Origin of the sequence: Clostridium sp. AM22-11AC (genome assembly GCF_003473545.1) — a bacterium.
In the GTDB taxonomy this organism is placed as follows: Bacteria; Bacillota; Clostridia; order Lachnospirales; family Lachnospiraceae; genus Enterocloster.
Window position 1 is genome coordinate 177,508 of record NZ_QUCM01000003.1, and the last position, 14,958, is coordinate 192,465.

At 44.1% G+C, this 14,958-nt stretch carries 14 protein-coding genes; 2 read left to right on the forward strand and 12 right to left on the reverse strand.

Translation table 11 applies throughout. The annotated features are described in order from the left end of the window. Positions 1 to 115 precede the first annotated feature (115 nt). The 4 genes from DW251_RS18190 to hisC form a co-directional block, all read right to left on the reverse strand. Positions 116 to 526 (reverse strand): DUF6465 family protein, encoded by a 411-nt coding sequence (locus tag DW251_RS18190; protein ID WP_021870953.1) that lies wholly within the window; start codon positions 524 to 526, stop codon positions 116 to 118. Between the two features lie 142 nt (positions 527 to 668). Next, positions 669 to 2,543 carry a L,D-transpeptidase family protein gene (locus DW251_RS04735; protein WP_243034879.1) on the reverse strand — a complete coding sequence of 625 codons (1,875 nt, stop codon included), beginning with the start codon at positions 2,541 to 2,543 and terminating at the stop codon, positions 669 to 671. 31 nt (positions 2,544 to 2,574) lie between these two features. Continuing rightward, complete coding sequence (ytvI, locus tag DW251_RS04740) at positions 2,575 to 3,693, reverse strand: sporulation integral membrane protein YtvI (RefSeq protein WP_021870951.1); 1,119 nt, start codon at positions 3,691 to 3,693, stop codon at positions 2,575 to 2,577. 15 nt (positions 3,694 to 3,708) lie between these two features. Beyond that, positions 3,709 to 4,770: a histidinol-phosphate transaminase gene (hisC, locus tag DW251_RS04745; protein ID WP_118300375.1), complete on the reverse strand. Its 1,062-nt coding sequence runs from the start codon at positions 4,768 to 4,770 to the stop codon at positions 3,709 to 3,711. A gap of 186 nt (positions 4,771 to 4,956) precedes the next feature. Here hisC and sdaAB point away from each other — a divergent pair, with 186 nt between their 5' ends. Then, a complete protein-coding gene (gene sdaAB, locus DW251_RS04750) occupies positions 4,957 to 5,616 on the forward strand; it encodes an L-serine ammonia-lyase, iron-sulfur-dependent subunit beta (protein ID WP_118300376.1) in 660 nt (219 codons plus the stop codon). Between the two features lie 39 nt (positions 5,617 to 5,655). Continuing rightward, positions 5,656 to 6,588, forward strand: coding sequence for an L-serine ammonia-lyase, iron-sulfur-dependent, subunit alpha (gene sdaAA / locus DW251_RS04755; protein ID WP_118300377.1), 933 nt, complete (start codon positions 5,656 to 5,658; stop codon positions 6,586 to 6,588). A gap of 43 nt (positions 6,589 to 6,631) precedes the next feature. Here sdaAA and DW251_RS04760 read toward each other — a convergent pair whose 3' ends face one another. The 8 genes from DW251_RS04760 to DW251_RS04795 all read right to left on the reverse strand — a co-directional run bounded on the left by DW251_RS04760 (position 6,632) and on the right by DW251_RS04795 (position 14,949). Beyond that, entirely contained in the window at positions 6,632 to 9,097 is a 2,466-nt protein-coding gene (locus tag DW251_RS04760; protein ID WP_021870946.1) for a DUF6449 domain-containing protein, read from the reverse strand. Continuing rightward, on the reverse strand, positions 9,072 to 9,971 hold the full coding sequence (locus DW251_RS04765; protein ID WP_021870945.1) for an ABC transporter ATP-binding protein: 900 nt from the start codon (positions 9,969 to 9,971) through the stop codon (positions 9,072 to 9,074). The genes DW251_RS04760 and DW251_RS04765 overlap by 26 nt, the downstream gene beginning before the upstream one ends. Beyond that, positions 9,964 to 10,338: a GntR family transcriptional regulator gene (locus DW251_RS04770; protein ID WP_021870944.1), complete on the reverse strand. Its 375-nt coding sequence runs from the start codon at positions 10,336 to 10,338 to the stop codon at positions 9,964 to 9,966. Before DW251_RS04770 ends, DW251_RS04765 begins: the two co-directional genes overlap by 8 nt. Before the next feature lie 313 nt (positions 10,339 to 10,651). Continuing rightward, positions 10,652 to 11,116, reverse strand: a complete 465-nt coding sequence (locus tag DW251_RS04775) for a YhcH/YjgK/YiaL family protein (RefSeq protein ID WP_021870943.1) — start codon at positions 11,114 to 11,116, stop codon at positions 10,652 to 10,654. A gap of 278 nt (positions 11,117 to 11,394) precedes the next feature. Next, entirely contained in the window at positions 11,395 to 12,237 is an 843-nt protein-coding gene (locus tag DW251_RS04780; protein WP_021870942.1) for a cell wall hydrolase, read from the reverse strand. Positions 12,238 to 12,872: 635 nt separating this feature from the next. Next, the gene (locus DW251_RS04785) at positions 12,873 to 13,664 is read right to left on the reverse strand and encodes an RnfABCDGE type electron transport complex subunit B (protein WP_021870486.1); all 792 of its coding nucleotides are present in this window, start codon (positions 13,662 to 13,664) and stop codon (positions 12,873 to 12,875) included. A gap of 15 nt (positions 13,665 to 13,679) precedes the next feature. Then, positions 13,680 to 14,255, reverse strand: coding sequence for an RnfABCDGE type electron transport complex subunit A (locus DW251_RS04790; RefSeq protein WP_118300378.1), 576 nt, complete (start codon positions 14,253 to 14,255; stop codon positions 13,680 to 13,682). Positions 14,256 to 14,268: 13 nt separating this feature from the next. After that, positions 14,269 to 14,949, reverse strand: a complete 681-nt coding sequence (locus DW251_RS04795; protein WP_021870488.1) for an electron transport complex subunit E — start codon at positions 14,947 to 14,949, stop codon at positions 14,269 to 14,271. Between the last annotated feature and the right edge of the window lie 9 nt (positions 14,950 to 14,958).

Below are 14,958 nucleotides of genomic sequence, written 5' to 3' on the forward strand. Positions count from 1 at the left end.
TTCCTTTCTTTGTCAAATTACGAGTTTATCAGATTATGTTACAAACAGGAAAAGGCCGGCAGGTCTATCCGCCCACCAGCCTTTTTCATAATTTCTGTTCTAAAAGATTTTTCGATTACAGCATAACCTTGAAGTCGTCAGATGCTTCACCGTTTACTACATAGTAAGCTGCGCCCTCTTCTGCAACTATGTAAAGCTCAACTTTCTTGATCTCTACATCTTTGTGAGTGCTCTTGTATGCTTCTACAGCCTGATCTAATACGCTCTTAGCAAGGATATCCTTACCAGCGAACTGGAAATGTACTTCCATCTTTGGCTCAACTGCCTTCTTTGCAGTTGTTCTCTTAGCTGCAGGCTTCTTTGCAGGAGCCTTCTTAACAGCTTCCTTTGCCTCTGCTGCAACTGCCTTTACAGTAGCTGCTGCTTCTTTTACAGTCTCCTTTACTACTGGAGCTACCTCTTTTGCGGTTTCTTTTACATTTTCTTTTACTGCAGATGTTTTAGCTGCCTTCTTAGCCATTGTCATAATTCATTCCTCCCTGGTTGGATCTGGGATATCCGGAGTCCAACTCCGAAATCCGTCTTTATTTCGTTCTATGTATGTTCGTCCTCGTTGTGTCAAAACGCATTATAGAATGGTTTTTGCGATTTGTCAACGTTTTCTGCCATCAGACCCCTGGTCCGATCTCCTCTGCAGGAGCTTCTGTGGTAAACGCAGGCCCCACTTCTTTTGTGGCATTCTCCGCCGGAGAGGTGGTTTCTATCGGCTGTACAATAGCAGACTCGGAAGGTGCCTGGGTCGGTGCAGCAGTCTCTGGTGCCTTTGTGGTCTCTCCCGGTCCCGCAGGGTCTGTAGCAGGTGCCTGAGTCTCTGCCGGCTGGGTCTGGGACGGTGCCTGGGTCGGCTGTGCTGCCGTTGTTGGCTGTGCAGGTACTGCTGTGTCATCCTTTCCTGAAGCCTTGGAAGACTGGGCATTTTCCGTTCCTGCCAGGTTATAACAGATGACCGGCATACCGGCATACACATTTTCAAATAAAGTTTTGGCTGCTGCATATGGCATATTTACACAGCCATGGGAGCCATTCTTTTTGTAAATAGTGCCGCCAAAGGTATTTCTCCAGCTGGCATCATGGAAACCGATACCGCCGTTAAATGGCATCCAGAACTTTACAGGACTTGCATACCCCTGTCCCTTTAAGGTTGCATCCCTCTGCTTGTAAGTCAGGCTGAACAGTCCCGGAGGCGTGGTATATCCCTTTGAAACATTTCCGGATACAAAATCAGACTCCAGGATCTTCTTTCCATCTTTGTAAAAATACATATGCTGGGCCGTTAAATTTACCTCTGCATAGGTATTTCCATAATCATTGCCATCATGGCTGGCCGCTTTCTGGGCATAGGCAGGTTCCTTTGTAACATTTTTTCCCTCTGCAAGGGCTTCTTTTAATGCAGCTGCCTCTGCCTGCTGGTCAATACGCCAGCCATAAACACCGCTTACCTCTACTTCCGGTCCATAACTGGTCTTAAAGGTACGTTTTGTATATGCAGTATTGTATTTGGATGCCAGGGACTTTACATATTCAGAGATCTTTCCTTCATCCACTGTGACCTGACCATCTGAATAAGAAAGCCAGGTATGGATCTGCTCACCGTCCAGGATCTCATTCTTGCTCCCCATGGTATAAGTGACTGTCATATTTACATAATGGTTCAGGCTGTCAGCCATAGCTGTAAGGCTTTCATCATCTGAGCGGACAGCAGGCTCTTCATAGCAGCCCAGCTCATCCAGATCGATCTCTTCTTTCAGATCGTTAATAGCCGCCTTTACTTCTTCCTTTACTTTTTCAGGATTTAACTGGTCTCCTTCTGTCTCAGGAATAACAGAATAGCCTTCTCCTTTTATATAGTCTGATAAATGAGCATTCTCCGGCGCAGTCACATGAGCCGGATCCATGGCATTTAAGCTGTCTACTGCCTGATCAAGAGCCTCATCCTCATAAGCCAGCATAGTCTCGATCTCATAATTTTCCCCTTTTATCATATGAATGGGCCAGGTATAAGGATTTTGCTGCTTAAGGATGTTTTCAAGACTTCCATCAAATACAGTATTAAGCCCAATGGCACTTCCCTCTATATTCTCAGACGCATCATTTCTCAACACCAGGCGCAGGGAATAATCGCCTGCCTCCTTTGCCATAGCTTCTTCTACTGCTTTAGGACTCATTCCTGCTGCATTCATTCCATTAATGCAGGTACCTGGAAGGTATGTATTCTGGTATTTCATAGACATACCCACATATCCGGCTGCACCGGTTATTACTACACCTGCCAGTATTCCCGCTGCAAGCTTCCAGGAAAATGGCTTTTTCTCTGTTTCCTGTGTTTCATTTTCCTGTGTTTCATTTTCATCTGCCAGGTTTTCTTCCATGACAGCCTTGGCCTTTTCTCTTTCCGCTCTTTCTTTTTCTTTTCTTTCCCGCTCCCTTTCTTTAAAAGCCGACTTACTGCGGCTTACAGGAATCTTTTTTTCTTTTTTTTCCATATCTTTTATATAAAAAACCTTTCTGACATTGTCATTTTTCATTCATGAATGCTTTCAGGATATCTGTCAGCTCCTTTAGGCTGTCCGTGATATTTCTAAAGGCTCCATAATTATACAGGCTCACAAAAAACATACCACAGGGTACTGCCAGGATCATTCCTGCAATACCTTTTAATTTAAAACCTAAATACAGGAATAGCAGGGTCAATATGGGGTTTAATCCCAGACTGTCTCCTACTAACTTAGGCTGTACTACCTGGCGGATCACCTGGGTAAGTACATAAATAAGCAGAAGCCCTGCTGCAAAGGCATATTCCCCTCCCAGCAGCTTAATGATCCCCCATGGAAACAGAGCTGTTCCTGCTCCAAATACCGGAAGAAAATCTAAAAATGCAATGAGAAATCCCCATAACAGGCTATATTTTACTCCAAGTATGAAAAATCCCACTGTCAGTATTATCCATACCACTGCCATAATTTTGAACTGGGCAGTAAAATAGCATTCGATCAGACGTCGGGCCTCTGTCCTTATATACTGGCTGTATTTTTTTGCCCAGTCAGGCATATGGCTTCTTACAAAAGCCAGGATCCGGTCTCTGTCTGCAATAAAAAAATAAGCTGACAGAATAGTAACAACAGAGTACACCATAAGCGAGGGGATCATTTTCGCCACTGCCCCTGCTGCCTCTACTGTAGGCGGGGCAATGGAACCTGCCAGCTTTCCTACCAGTTCCCCCAGATTATTTCCCAGTTTTTCCCAGCCTGTCCTGATGCCTGCAGGTGCATAGGCAAACAGATTTTCCAAATGGGTCAGGCTTTCCTGAACTTCCGCTTCGATCCCTGCATATAAGTCAGGCAGGTCTTTCATAAAAGACCACAAAAGCCTGGCACCATTTGACACAGCCAGATAAATAAGGCCAATGACCAGAGCCAGGGCTCCGGCTACAATGACCATGGAACTGTGTTTTCGCACCAGGCATAGCTTTCTCTCAAGAAAACGCACCAGCGGATTGGCCAGCATGGAGATCAGCCAGCCGATCACAAAGGGCATAAAAAATTTCAAACACCTGGGTCCGAAAAAGCATAAAAGAAACCATCCGGACGCAGGCAGCAGGATCTTTAGTATCAGACGCAGGATATGTTTATCCATTCACTCATCTTCCTTTCAGGCATTGGGTAAATATGCTTCCAAAAAGCGGAATAATGTATCCATTTCTTCATCTGTTCCTATAGAAATACGAAGACTGTTGTCCAGACCAGGTGTTTTAAAATAGCGCACATAGATCTGTTCTTTCTTCAATGCCTCAAAGATCTTTTCTGCCGGAACGGACTTATGAGAAGCGAAAATAAAATTTGACTGGGAATTGGGGAAGGTAAATCCCAGTTCTGTAAGACGCTTCTTTGCATGTTCCCTGGTAGCTACGATCTTTTCAATTGTCTTTTCAAAATATTCCTTATCCTTTACTGCTTCCACACCTGCTAAGAGAGATGAAAGGTTCATGGTATAGGAATTATAAGAGTATTTTACATCATTTAAAGCGCGGATCAGATCCGGATGTCCCATTGCAAAACCAATACGCATACCTGCCATGGAGCGGGACTTGCTGAAAGTCTGGACTACTAAAAGATTTTCATATTTATCCAGAAGTTCCAGTGCGGAAGGCCCTGCAAAATCCACATAAGCCTCATCTACGATCACTACCACATCCTGATTTGCCTTTAAGATCTCTTCTACCTGATCCAGTGGCATATATACACCTGTTGGCGCATTTGGATTTGGGAAGATCACACCGCCGTTTTCCTTTTCATAATCTTTTACATCAATGGTAAAATCTTCTTTTAAAACAGGTGTCTCAAACGGTACTTTAAAAAGATCCGCCCATACTTTATAGAAAGAATAGGTCACATCCGGGAAAAGCACCGGTTTATCTGAGTTGAAGAAAGTAAGAAATGACATGGCAAGTACATCATCTGAACCTACTCCCACGAAAACCTGATCCTCGTTTAATCCATAATAAGAAGCCAGTTCCTTAACTAAAATGGACGCTGTAGGATCCGGATACTTACGTAAACGGTCTGCTTCCATCTCTTCTAAGACCTTTTTTACACCTGGCGCCGGTGGATATGGATTTTCATTTGTATTCAATTTAACGATCTTATCACCTGCAGGCTGTTCTCCCGGTACATAAGGAACTACCTGACGGATGTTTTTTTCCCATGGTCTCATAAGCTTAGCTCTCCTCTCACATTTGCTTCTCTTGATTTTATCCTTGATACCCCCGATTGTCAATATAGAAGAAGCGTTGTTTTTTCTTACATTTTAATGTATACTTTCAGTAATGATTTTATCTCAGATCGCAAAAAAGCTTTCTTAAAAAATGTTTTAAAAATCTAAATCAAAGAAGGTGTACTTATGAACGTATTTGACATACTTGGTCCTGTTATGATCGGTCCTTCCAGCTCCCATACTGCCGGCGCTGCCAGGATCGGCCGTATTACAAGGACACTCCTTGGAGCTCCTGCTGTAAAAGCAGATATCCTCCTTCACGGTTCCTTTGCAAAAACCTACAAAGGCCATGGTACAGACAAGGCACTGATCGCCGGAATCATGGGAATGGCTACTGATGATGTGCGTATCCGACAGGCTCCGGAACTGGCAAAAGAAGCCGGCCTGGAAGTACACATTTCCACAGGTGACATTGACGGCGCCCATCCAAATACTGCAAAAGTTACATTGACAGATGCCAACGGACGGCAGGTTTCTCTTCTGGGTTCCAGTATCGGAGGCGGAAATATCCTGGTAACGGAAGTCAATGGTATGGAAGTTTCCCTTACCGGACAGTATACGACTCTGATCGTCCTTCACAAAGATGCTCCCGGCACCATTGCCGCTGTTACAGAAGTCATGGCAGAAGAAGGCATCAACATCTGCAATTTCCGTCTTTCCAGACAGAAAAAAGGCGGCGAGGCGGTTATGACCATTGAACTGGACGGAAAACCAAGTCCTGAGATCAATAAGAAGATCAATACGCTTCCCAATATCTATTCCAGCACTATGCTGCAGCCTATCTGATAAAGAGAACATTAAATCTTAAGGAGGTTTCTTTACATCATGAATACTGATTTTAACTACTCTTCTGTTGCCTCCCTGATCCAGGCTGCAGAAAAAAATAATCTTCCCGTTTCAGCCCTGGTGCTGAGCCAGCAGGCACAGCAGATAGAACTGGACGAAAAGACCGTATATGAAAAAATGGCTTCTAATTTCCAGGTTATGAAGGAATGTATCGAACCTGGCTGTGATGAACACTTAAAAAGTACCAGTGGACTTACAGGAGGCGATGCCTTTAAGCTGCGCCGGTACAGTGAAAGCGGCAAAAGCCTTACCGGTTCCTTCCTTTCCGGTGCTCTCTACCGGGCACTGGCTGTCTCTGAATTAAACGCTTCCATGGGCCGTATCGTAGCTGCTCCTACTGCCGGAAGCTGCGGCATCCTTCCAGCTGCCCTGATCACCATGCAGGAAGAGAAAGGATGTTCTGACCACGACTGCGTAATGGCACTTTTTACAGCCTCTGCCGTTGGTATGGTCATTGCAAACAATGCCTCTTTAGCAGGCGCCCAGGGCGGATGTCAGGCTGAGTGCGGTTCTGCTGCTGCCATGGCTGCTGCTGCTATCACAGAGCTGGCTGGCGGAACTCCCCATATGGTCTCCCAGGCAGTTGCCATTGCCTTAAAAAATATCCTTGGCCTTGTATGTGACCCGGTAGCAGGTCTGGTGGAGATCCCCTGTATCAAGCGCAATGCTTCCGGTGTAGCCGGTGCCTTTGTTGCTGCGGAAATGGCTCTTGCAGGCATTGACAGTGCGATCCCGGCTGACGAGGTGATCTGGTCCATGAAGCGGATCGGCGATGTTATGTCACCTACCTTAAAAGAAACAGCAGAAGGCGGATTAGCCGCCACACCAACAGGAAGAAAGCTTCACGACCAGGTATTCGGTCCTGGCAACGTTTCCGGCGGATGCAGCGGCTGTTCCGGCTGTCATTCATAAATTTTCATGGTTATCTGGCTATAGACCGGATAACTGCATTTTATTAAAAAGCTACAGGAATTCCTGTAAATAACTCTTTTCCCCTGGAAGTCAGTTTTTCAAGGTCTAAGTTGCTCCTGATCTGGCTTCCATTTTTCATTGTCACGTAGACAAACAGATCTTCATCTCCATTAAAACTGCTGCAAAGACCATTATTCTCTGCTAAAGAGCTTTCCTGGCAGGCGCCGATCAGCTCTGCGATCTCCTCAGAATCTGTAATATCCAGACGTCCCTGTTCAGAATAATGAGGATTTTCTTCTTTTAGCTTTTCTAATTCATCTCCCTGAGGAAGTCTTATGGCACCTTCTTCACCTACATATAGGCTTTGCAGGTCGATCCTTATGCTCTGGATATTTTTTGCCGTCATATAACTTCCCGGCACAACGGACTGCTTCTTTAAAACTTCCATTGTATTCTTAAAAGAAGGATAAACTGGCCAGGAAACACAGTAATCATCTGCTATATCATAAGTATAATCACCGTCATAATAATATCCGGACTCAAACCCGCCTGCCATAACATTTACAGGCATCTCCATAACCTCTTTCCAGTAGCCCTGCTGCTGTAAGAAAGCGGCCATATTGTTATCTATAAACACCAGGCTTCCTACCGGATCTTCCTGTCTTCTGTCTGCCACAGTCTGAGTCAGAAGGTCTGCCTGGTATGCCTTTAACACCTCTTCTGCTACTGCGCTGTCCTGTGTCTGATACCAGATACTTCCTGCTTCTTTGTAGACTACTTTGGAAAGTTCTCCTGTGTTCTCTTCAAAAACAGGATACAGACCCTTTTTGTATTCTTCTGAAGCATACAGAGTATCATAGGCACTCATAATGCTGTTTAAAGATACATTATAACATCTTCCCACCTGTTTACCGTTTTTTAAGTTGTAAAATACATTCACAGAAATCGTAATATCTTTCTCTAAAGGATCACTTTCACCGGAACCCACTTTTCCGGCAACAAAGATGGATGTAGGACCGTCAGCCCCGCCGATCACAGAAACCGCATTTGCTGCGGCAGTTTCCTGGACCACAAGACCTGATGTTCTTGCCACGGATATTCCATAAAACTGGTCAAAACGAGTTTTCCGTTCCTGGGCAGCCTGGGTTACGCCTGCTTCTGCTATAGTAAGTACTGTATCCATGTCTGTCAGCTGCATATGGTTCTGTACAAAATCAATATTGCTGGTATGTTTAACTACCCACTTACCGTCTTCTTCCACTGCATGTGCATACCAGTTTAAGAAGTTTTCATCAATAGAAAGTTCCAGACCTGCTGATGCGATCTTTCCTTCTTCCGGGATAAAACGGTCATAGCCATACCAATCATAGCGGAAGGATAAGAAAAACAGGACACCTGCTGCCACACAGCCCATCAGCTGTATTTTATGGGAAAACAGCTTCTTAAAATCAGCCTGGTAAATGATCTCAATAATGCAGTGGGCTAAAAGGATGCCAACAACCATTCCAAAGAGTCCCCAGCGCAGACGGCTCTGTAAAGTCCAGAAAAACATGGAGGTTCCCATACCAGCTGCAAGGACAATAAGGATACGGATGGGTGCCATGGTCTTTTTAAAGGCCATTGCCTTTCCTGCTGCTTCCATAGGACGTTTTCTGTAAAGTTCCAGTCCCAGGATTGCTCCTGCACAAATAGCGATCAAAAGTCCCAGGATCTGATCTGCCTCCACTGTCTTTCCAGCGGAGATATCTGCCAGAGACATAATGTACGCGCCTACAGGGGATAAATGACCCAGTGTATTAAAAAGCGCTTCATTTGGCACCTGGTTGGCCGTAATGAAAAATATGTCTTCAAAGCCCTCGATCAGAGCACCAACTACCGGAAAGAAACTGAAAAATACAACCGTAGCTAAAAGTCCCACTATGATCTTTCCCGTCATCATCATTGCCACAATAACGGTCTCATAGGTCACCATGTAATACAGCAGGTTCATGAAAAAGCCAAAGAGCATAGGTCCTGCAAATTTTGCCGGGCTTACGCCGTATGCAGCAGCTGCCGCTGTAAGCACTAAAAGATGGATAAGATAGGTGACTGCCAGTATGAGGATACCATCTACATGATATACCAGATACAACATTTCCCTTCTTACAGGAAGGCTGTGGTAAAAATCTACCTTCTTCTGGTTGTGAAGATAAACAAAACCGGCTGCACCGATCACTACCGCTGCTGTTACCATTAAAAATAATGGCATAACATTTCCATAGGAAACCAGATCCACTACCGCCTTTGTTTTATATTCCAGCACTTTTGCCAGGTATTCCGGTGTTCCGGTATCTACCAGAGGCGTATATCCGTTGTACATGGCAAACTGGCTGTTTGCTGCGTTTTCCATGATCAGCGCCAGATTTACAGGATAGGCAAAGAAAAATCCTAAAAACAACAGGGCAATGACCCAGATCCTGCGCTTTAAGTCTTCTTTTTGCAGTTTAAAAAATAAGCTTGCGGATGTCATAACCTGCCACCTCCGTTTCACTGATGAATATTTCCTCTAAGGACAGAGGGATACACTCAAAAAATACTGGCTCATACCGGTTCATAATGTCCTCTGCTTCCTGTTTTGTGCCTCTTACTGTAAGGGTAAGAAGCCGTCCTCTTCCTTCCTGTGAAAGGATCTGAAGTCCCTTTAAGTCATCTGCCGTCATTCCTTCTTTTAATACACACTGGATCTTATGGATATTTAACTTCATATCATCTAAATCCTTAGAAAGAAGGATGCCGCCTTTGTGCAGCAGCCCTACATGATCACAGATATCTTCCAGTTCCCGCAGGTTGTGGGATGCGATCACAGGAGTCATGTTCCGGTCTTCGATCTCTGCTGCGAAAATGCTCTTTACTGCCTGGCGCATTACCGGATCCAGGCCGTCAAAGGTCTCATCACAGAAAAGATAATCTGTATTGGAACAGATGCCCAGGATCACAGATACCTGCTTTTTCATGCCCTTGGAAAAAGTGTGGATCTTTCTCTTTTCGTCTAAGCCGAAATTACCCATTAATTTATGGAAACGGGCCTTGTCAAAACGTTCATACACAACGCTGTAATATTCCATCATATCAAGAGGAGAAGCATTGCTGAAAAAATGAGCATCGTCCGGTATATAGAAAAACTTTTTCTTTGCTTTTATGTTTTCAAATACCTCTTCTCCGTCTATGGTCACATGGCCCTCATCTGCTTTAAGGATCCCGGCTGCCAGACGCAGAAACGTAGATTTTCCTGCTCCGTTGGTTCCGATAAGACCAAATACAGAACCGCTTTTGATCTCTGCGTTAATGTGATCCACTGCTACCAGATCGTCAAATTTTTTTGTCAGGTTCACTGCCTTAAGCATCTGCCTTACCTCCTTCCCTCTCTTCTAAGATCTTTATCATATCCTGGTAACTTACACCAATGCGAAGTCCCTCTTCTATGGCTGCGTCAAACTGCTTTTCCCAGTCCTTGCGTATCCCCTCTGCAAGATGTCTTCCATCTGAAACAAAACTTCCTTTTCCCTGAATGGAATAAATATATCCCTGGCGTTCTAATTCTGCGTAGGCTCTCTGTATAGTATTGGGATTAATGGAAAGCTCCGTTGCCATACTGCGCACCGACGGCAGACGGCTGTCCGACGGCAATACGCCTGAAAACATCAACTCTTCCAGTTTTTCCGTCACCTGTTCATACAGCGGACGCCGGTCCCTGTAATCCAGCACGATCATTTAGCCTCTCTCCTTTCTGTCTGTTCACCTGTAACATATATATGAACTGTTTTGACTGTATGAATTGTATTAACTGTACTAATCATATTAATACAGTTGTGATACACTTAAGATAGCATTATCTTATGATTTATACAAGGGTATTTTTTCTTAAGAATATATTACAAAGCCTTCTTCACTTTCAGTCATAATAAAAAATATCGCCTGCACAGTCCATTTTTCATGGTCCTGTTCAGACGATATTTTTCGTAAACTTATTTCATTTACATTTCCCAGAGTTATCTGTTGATCATCCGATCAACTTACTGATCCATTAATCTTCTTTGATCTTAACGATAACTTTCTTGATAGGTGCCGGAGCGCCGTTAGCTGCCTTCGGCTTATGTGCATCCCATGGATTGAAGATGAGATACTGACCAGCTTTTACAACTACCTGCAGACCGTCTGTGGTATTCTCGAAGAATACTACGTCCTTATCTGGATTGTAAGGAGTCTTTACAGTCATTTCATGTACAGGAGCGTAGGTCATAACCTCACTTCCCTCGATCACGTACTGGATATCGGTATAATGCTCATGTGCCTCATACTTAGCCTCTTCCCACGGAATAGTGGTGTAAGCGGTAACATTTGCATATACGTCTTTTCCGTCGATCTCATACTTTCCAGGCTCTAATGCTGCAAGATCGGTATTCTTTAAGAAGTCTACTGCCTTTGCGTATCTTCCCTCAATACCTAAGTTTCTGTAAAAGTCCAAATTCTGTTTTTCATCAAAAATCATGGTCTTTTTCTCCTTTGAGTCGTTATTGACAAGTTTATTGATATTTTTCTATCAGTTTCCTGTCTTTACCAGTATACACCCAAAGCAGCCTGAAACTCAATCCCTTTCTTACAGCTATTTAAAAAAACTAATTACAGTCCAGCCATGACATCTTCTTGTTTCCATATTCATGAAAACAAGAAGCCTTGTGGTTCCACCATATGCTGGTTCGAATGAGAAAGTGCTTATGCAAGCAAGCTTGCAACACACTCCCTCATTCAAGCCAGCGCATGGCTGAACTATTTAAAAAATTCGTGACCTCCGTGTGCGAAAAGGTAGGTTAATCTGGAGTCAAACCAGCCTGCTTTTCTGCCGGAAGCTTTTCTGTTCATAAAATATAACGCACCGTTGGAATAATCTTCCCCGTCCAGTGCACGGTCCACACACCGAATGGTTTCAGCTGTTACTTTTACGGAATTAATCCTGCCGTTGGACACCGGCTGGAACTGGGAACCCTGGTATACAACACCCTTTACGCTTCCAGGAAACTTTCCTGAAAGAACGCGGTTGATGATCACATCGGCCACTAAGATCTTGCCTTTCTCATCACATACACCAGCTTCTGCCTGAACGATCCGAAGTAATACCTGATAATCTTCATCAGACACTTTGATCCTTCTGGCGGCTCTTCTCTCTTCCTCTGCTTTCCGTCTTGCTTCAGCCTCTTCTTTTTCTTTTAATATCTGTTTCTGAAGCGCTTCTATTTCTATCTGCGCATCTGCCTGCCTGCGCTGTCTGTCCCGGACATCTCTCTCCAACAGCGCACCGGCCAGATGCTGACCTTCACTGCCTGTGTTCAAAAGTCCGAATTGTATTTTTGCTTCTGTAACAAAACTGCTTCCTTCAAAAAGTGCCTCTGTCTCCGGTTCCTCATCTGCTTCCAGAGAGTCTACGGTTCTGGGCGCTGCCATTGCGTTCTTTCCGCCTCCGCCAAATCCATTGGCTGAAAAAGCGACTACTGCAATCACAACGGCTCCTGACATAAGGACAGAAGACGAACGGTAATGGTTCTTTGTCACCTTAACAGAAATAGAACGTACAAAAAACATCACCGACTGAAGGAATGAATGCCATGTAAGCATACATACTCCTCATATTCTTTCCCGAAGCATACTGCCTCGTAAATCCGTTTCAGAGCGGTTAAACTGCATCCGCTCCCAAGTGCCATTGTGGGATGTAGTCCCCACTTTATGCCTGTTTTTCTGGGATGTATCGGTAATTATATGGGATTAAATCCTAAACGTCAACCATTGGGTAACAACTTTGTTACGTTTTATTTGTCAGTGGAGATTTTTGTAAATTATTTTATGCGTTTTGTATATTTATTTCTTTATTTTATCCTTCAAATCAGCATTATAACGATTTGTTTTTTACGTATTTATTACATTTTTGTTAATAATTAATTTTGTTAATTTATAAACAATGTTTTTTAGCCATATTATGTAAACTGTTAGTGGCCGCAAACCCTTGATTTTACGTGATTTTATTTTTCGATTTTCCTTGTATAATTTTGTCAAAAAATGGGTGTAGTCCCCACTTTTAACATTTTTGTAATTTTTTATGTATATCCGGTTATGACAATCATCCATTAAGGAAAACGGAAATGGCTGCCACAGCTCTGCCCTGTTATTAGAACGTTTACAAAAGCAAAATAAAAAGAGCTCCAGACGATATTTTCACACCGTCTGAAGCTCTTTTAAATACTGTTTTTCTTAAATTACAGAATAACCTTAGCAGGGCACTTTGCCGCGCACTTGCCGCAGTTTGTACACTTCTCGTAATCAATGAATGCCAGGTTGTTATCCATATGGATAGCATCTGACTCACACTGCTTGGTACATAAGGTACATCCGATACATCCAGCCTGACATGCAGCCTTTACATCTTTGCCCTTGTCATGGCTGCTGCACTGTACTAAATGTTCTGCGCTGTAAGGAACGATCTGGATCAGTCCCTTTGGACAGGTAGCAACACACTTGCCGCAGGCTACGCACTTTTCCTTGTCTACAACAGCTACACCGTCTACAACATGGATCGCGTCAAACTGACATGCCTTTACACAGGAACCAAAACCGGTACAGCCGTAGCTGCAGGCCTTAGGACCGCCGGCTGGCACTACAGATGCCTTTGCACAGTCATCAATACCTTCGTAGTTGTAAAGAGTCTTAACCTTGTCACAGGTACCTTTACAACGTACAAATGCAACCTTCTTCTCTGCTGCTCCGGCAGATACGCCAAGGATAGCAGCGATCTTTTCGCCTACAGGTGCTCCACCTACAGGACATGCATTTGCAGGAGCTTTGCCCTCTGCAATTGCCTTTGCCAACGCGTCACAGCCTGCGAAACCGCAGCCGCCGCAGTTGTTTCCAGGAAGTTCCTCACGGATAGCTACTTCCTTTTCATCTACTTCTACCTTGAACTTCTCACCAAAAAGTCCAAGGCCGATTCCTACGATGATACCTGCTACTGCAATAACTGCAGCAGCAATCAAAATTGCTGTTATGTTCATCTTCGTCTCCTCCTTCTACAGTAATCCGGAAAATCCGAAAAATGCGATTGCCATAAGACCTGCAGTTACCAGTACGATAGGAGATCCCTGGAAGTTGTATGGGATATCATTTCCTTCAATACGCTCACGGATACCAGCAAGGAGTACGATGGAAACAGTGTAACCAATAGCAGTTGCAATACCGTTTACTACACTCTGTACAAAGCTGTAGCCGTTCTGTACGTTAGTAAGTGCAACACCTAATACTGCACAGTTGGTTGTGATCAGCGGAAGGAATACACCTAATGCGTTGTACAGGGAAACCATACATTTCTTTAAGAACATTTCTACGATCTGTACCAGAGCCGCAATTACAAGGATAAAGACGATGGTCTTCAGATAATCCAGTCCTAATGGGTTCAGGACGAACTGATAGATCAGGCTTGCAACAACGGAAGCGATGGTGATAACGAAGATAACCGCACCGCCCATACCTGCTGCTGTCTCTACCTTTTTAGATACGCCGACGAAGGAACAGATGCCTAAAAACTGGCTTAATACCACGTTGCTCACAAATGCGGAGCTAATGGCAATAACAAGTAACTCTTTCATCCGTTTTTACCTCCTATTCTTCCGTCTTTGATTCTGCACAGTTTGCGCAATCGCCACAGCAAGCGGTCTTAGCCTTCTTGCCCTTAGCGGAACCGTTAGTTGCTGAAGGCATCTTTAACTTGTTCTGTAAAGCAGTTAAGCAAGCCAGAACGAAGAATGCGCCAGGTGCCAGGATAAAGATGGAAATAGGCTGATAGGAAGCAGGCATAATGGCTACACCAAAGATGGAACCTGCACCTAAAAGTTCACGGACAGCACCGATACAAACAAGGGCGAAGGTAAATCCAAGACCCATGCCTGCTCCGTCGAATGCGGAGATGATCGGTTTGTTCTTCATAGCAAATGCCTCTGCACGGCCTAAGATTACACAGTTTACAACGATCAGAGGAATGTAGATACCCAGTGCGCTGTAAAGATCTGGTGTAAAGCCTTCCATCAGCATGTCTACGATGGTTACCAGGGAAGCAACAACTACGATCTCACCTGGAAGACGGACTCTTCCCGGGATGATGCTTCTCATCAGTGAGATAATGAAGTTTGCTGCTACTAATACTACGGTAGAGGAAAGACCCATACCAAGACCGTTCATAGCAGATGTAGTTACAGCCAGTGTAGGACACAGACCTAACATCTGAACGAAAATAGGATTTTCTTTCCAGATACCATTATAAAGACGTTCTGTATACTTGTTCATTTCTTACAC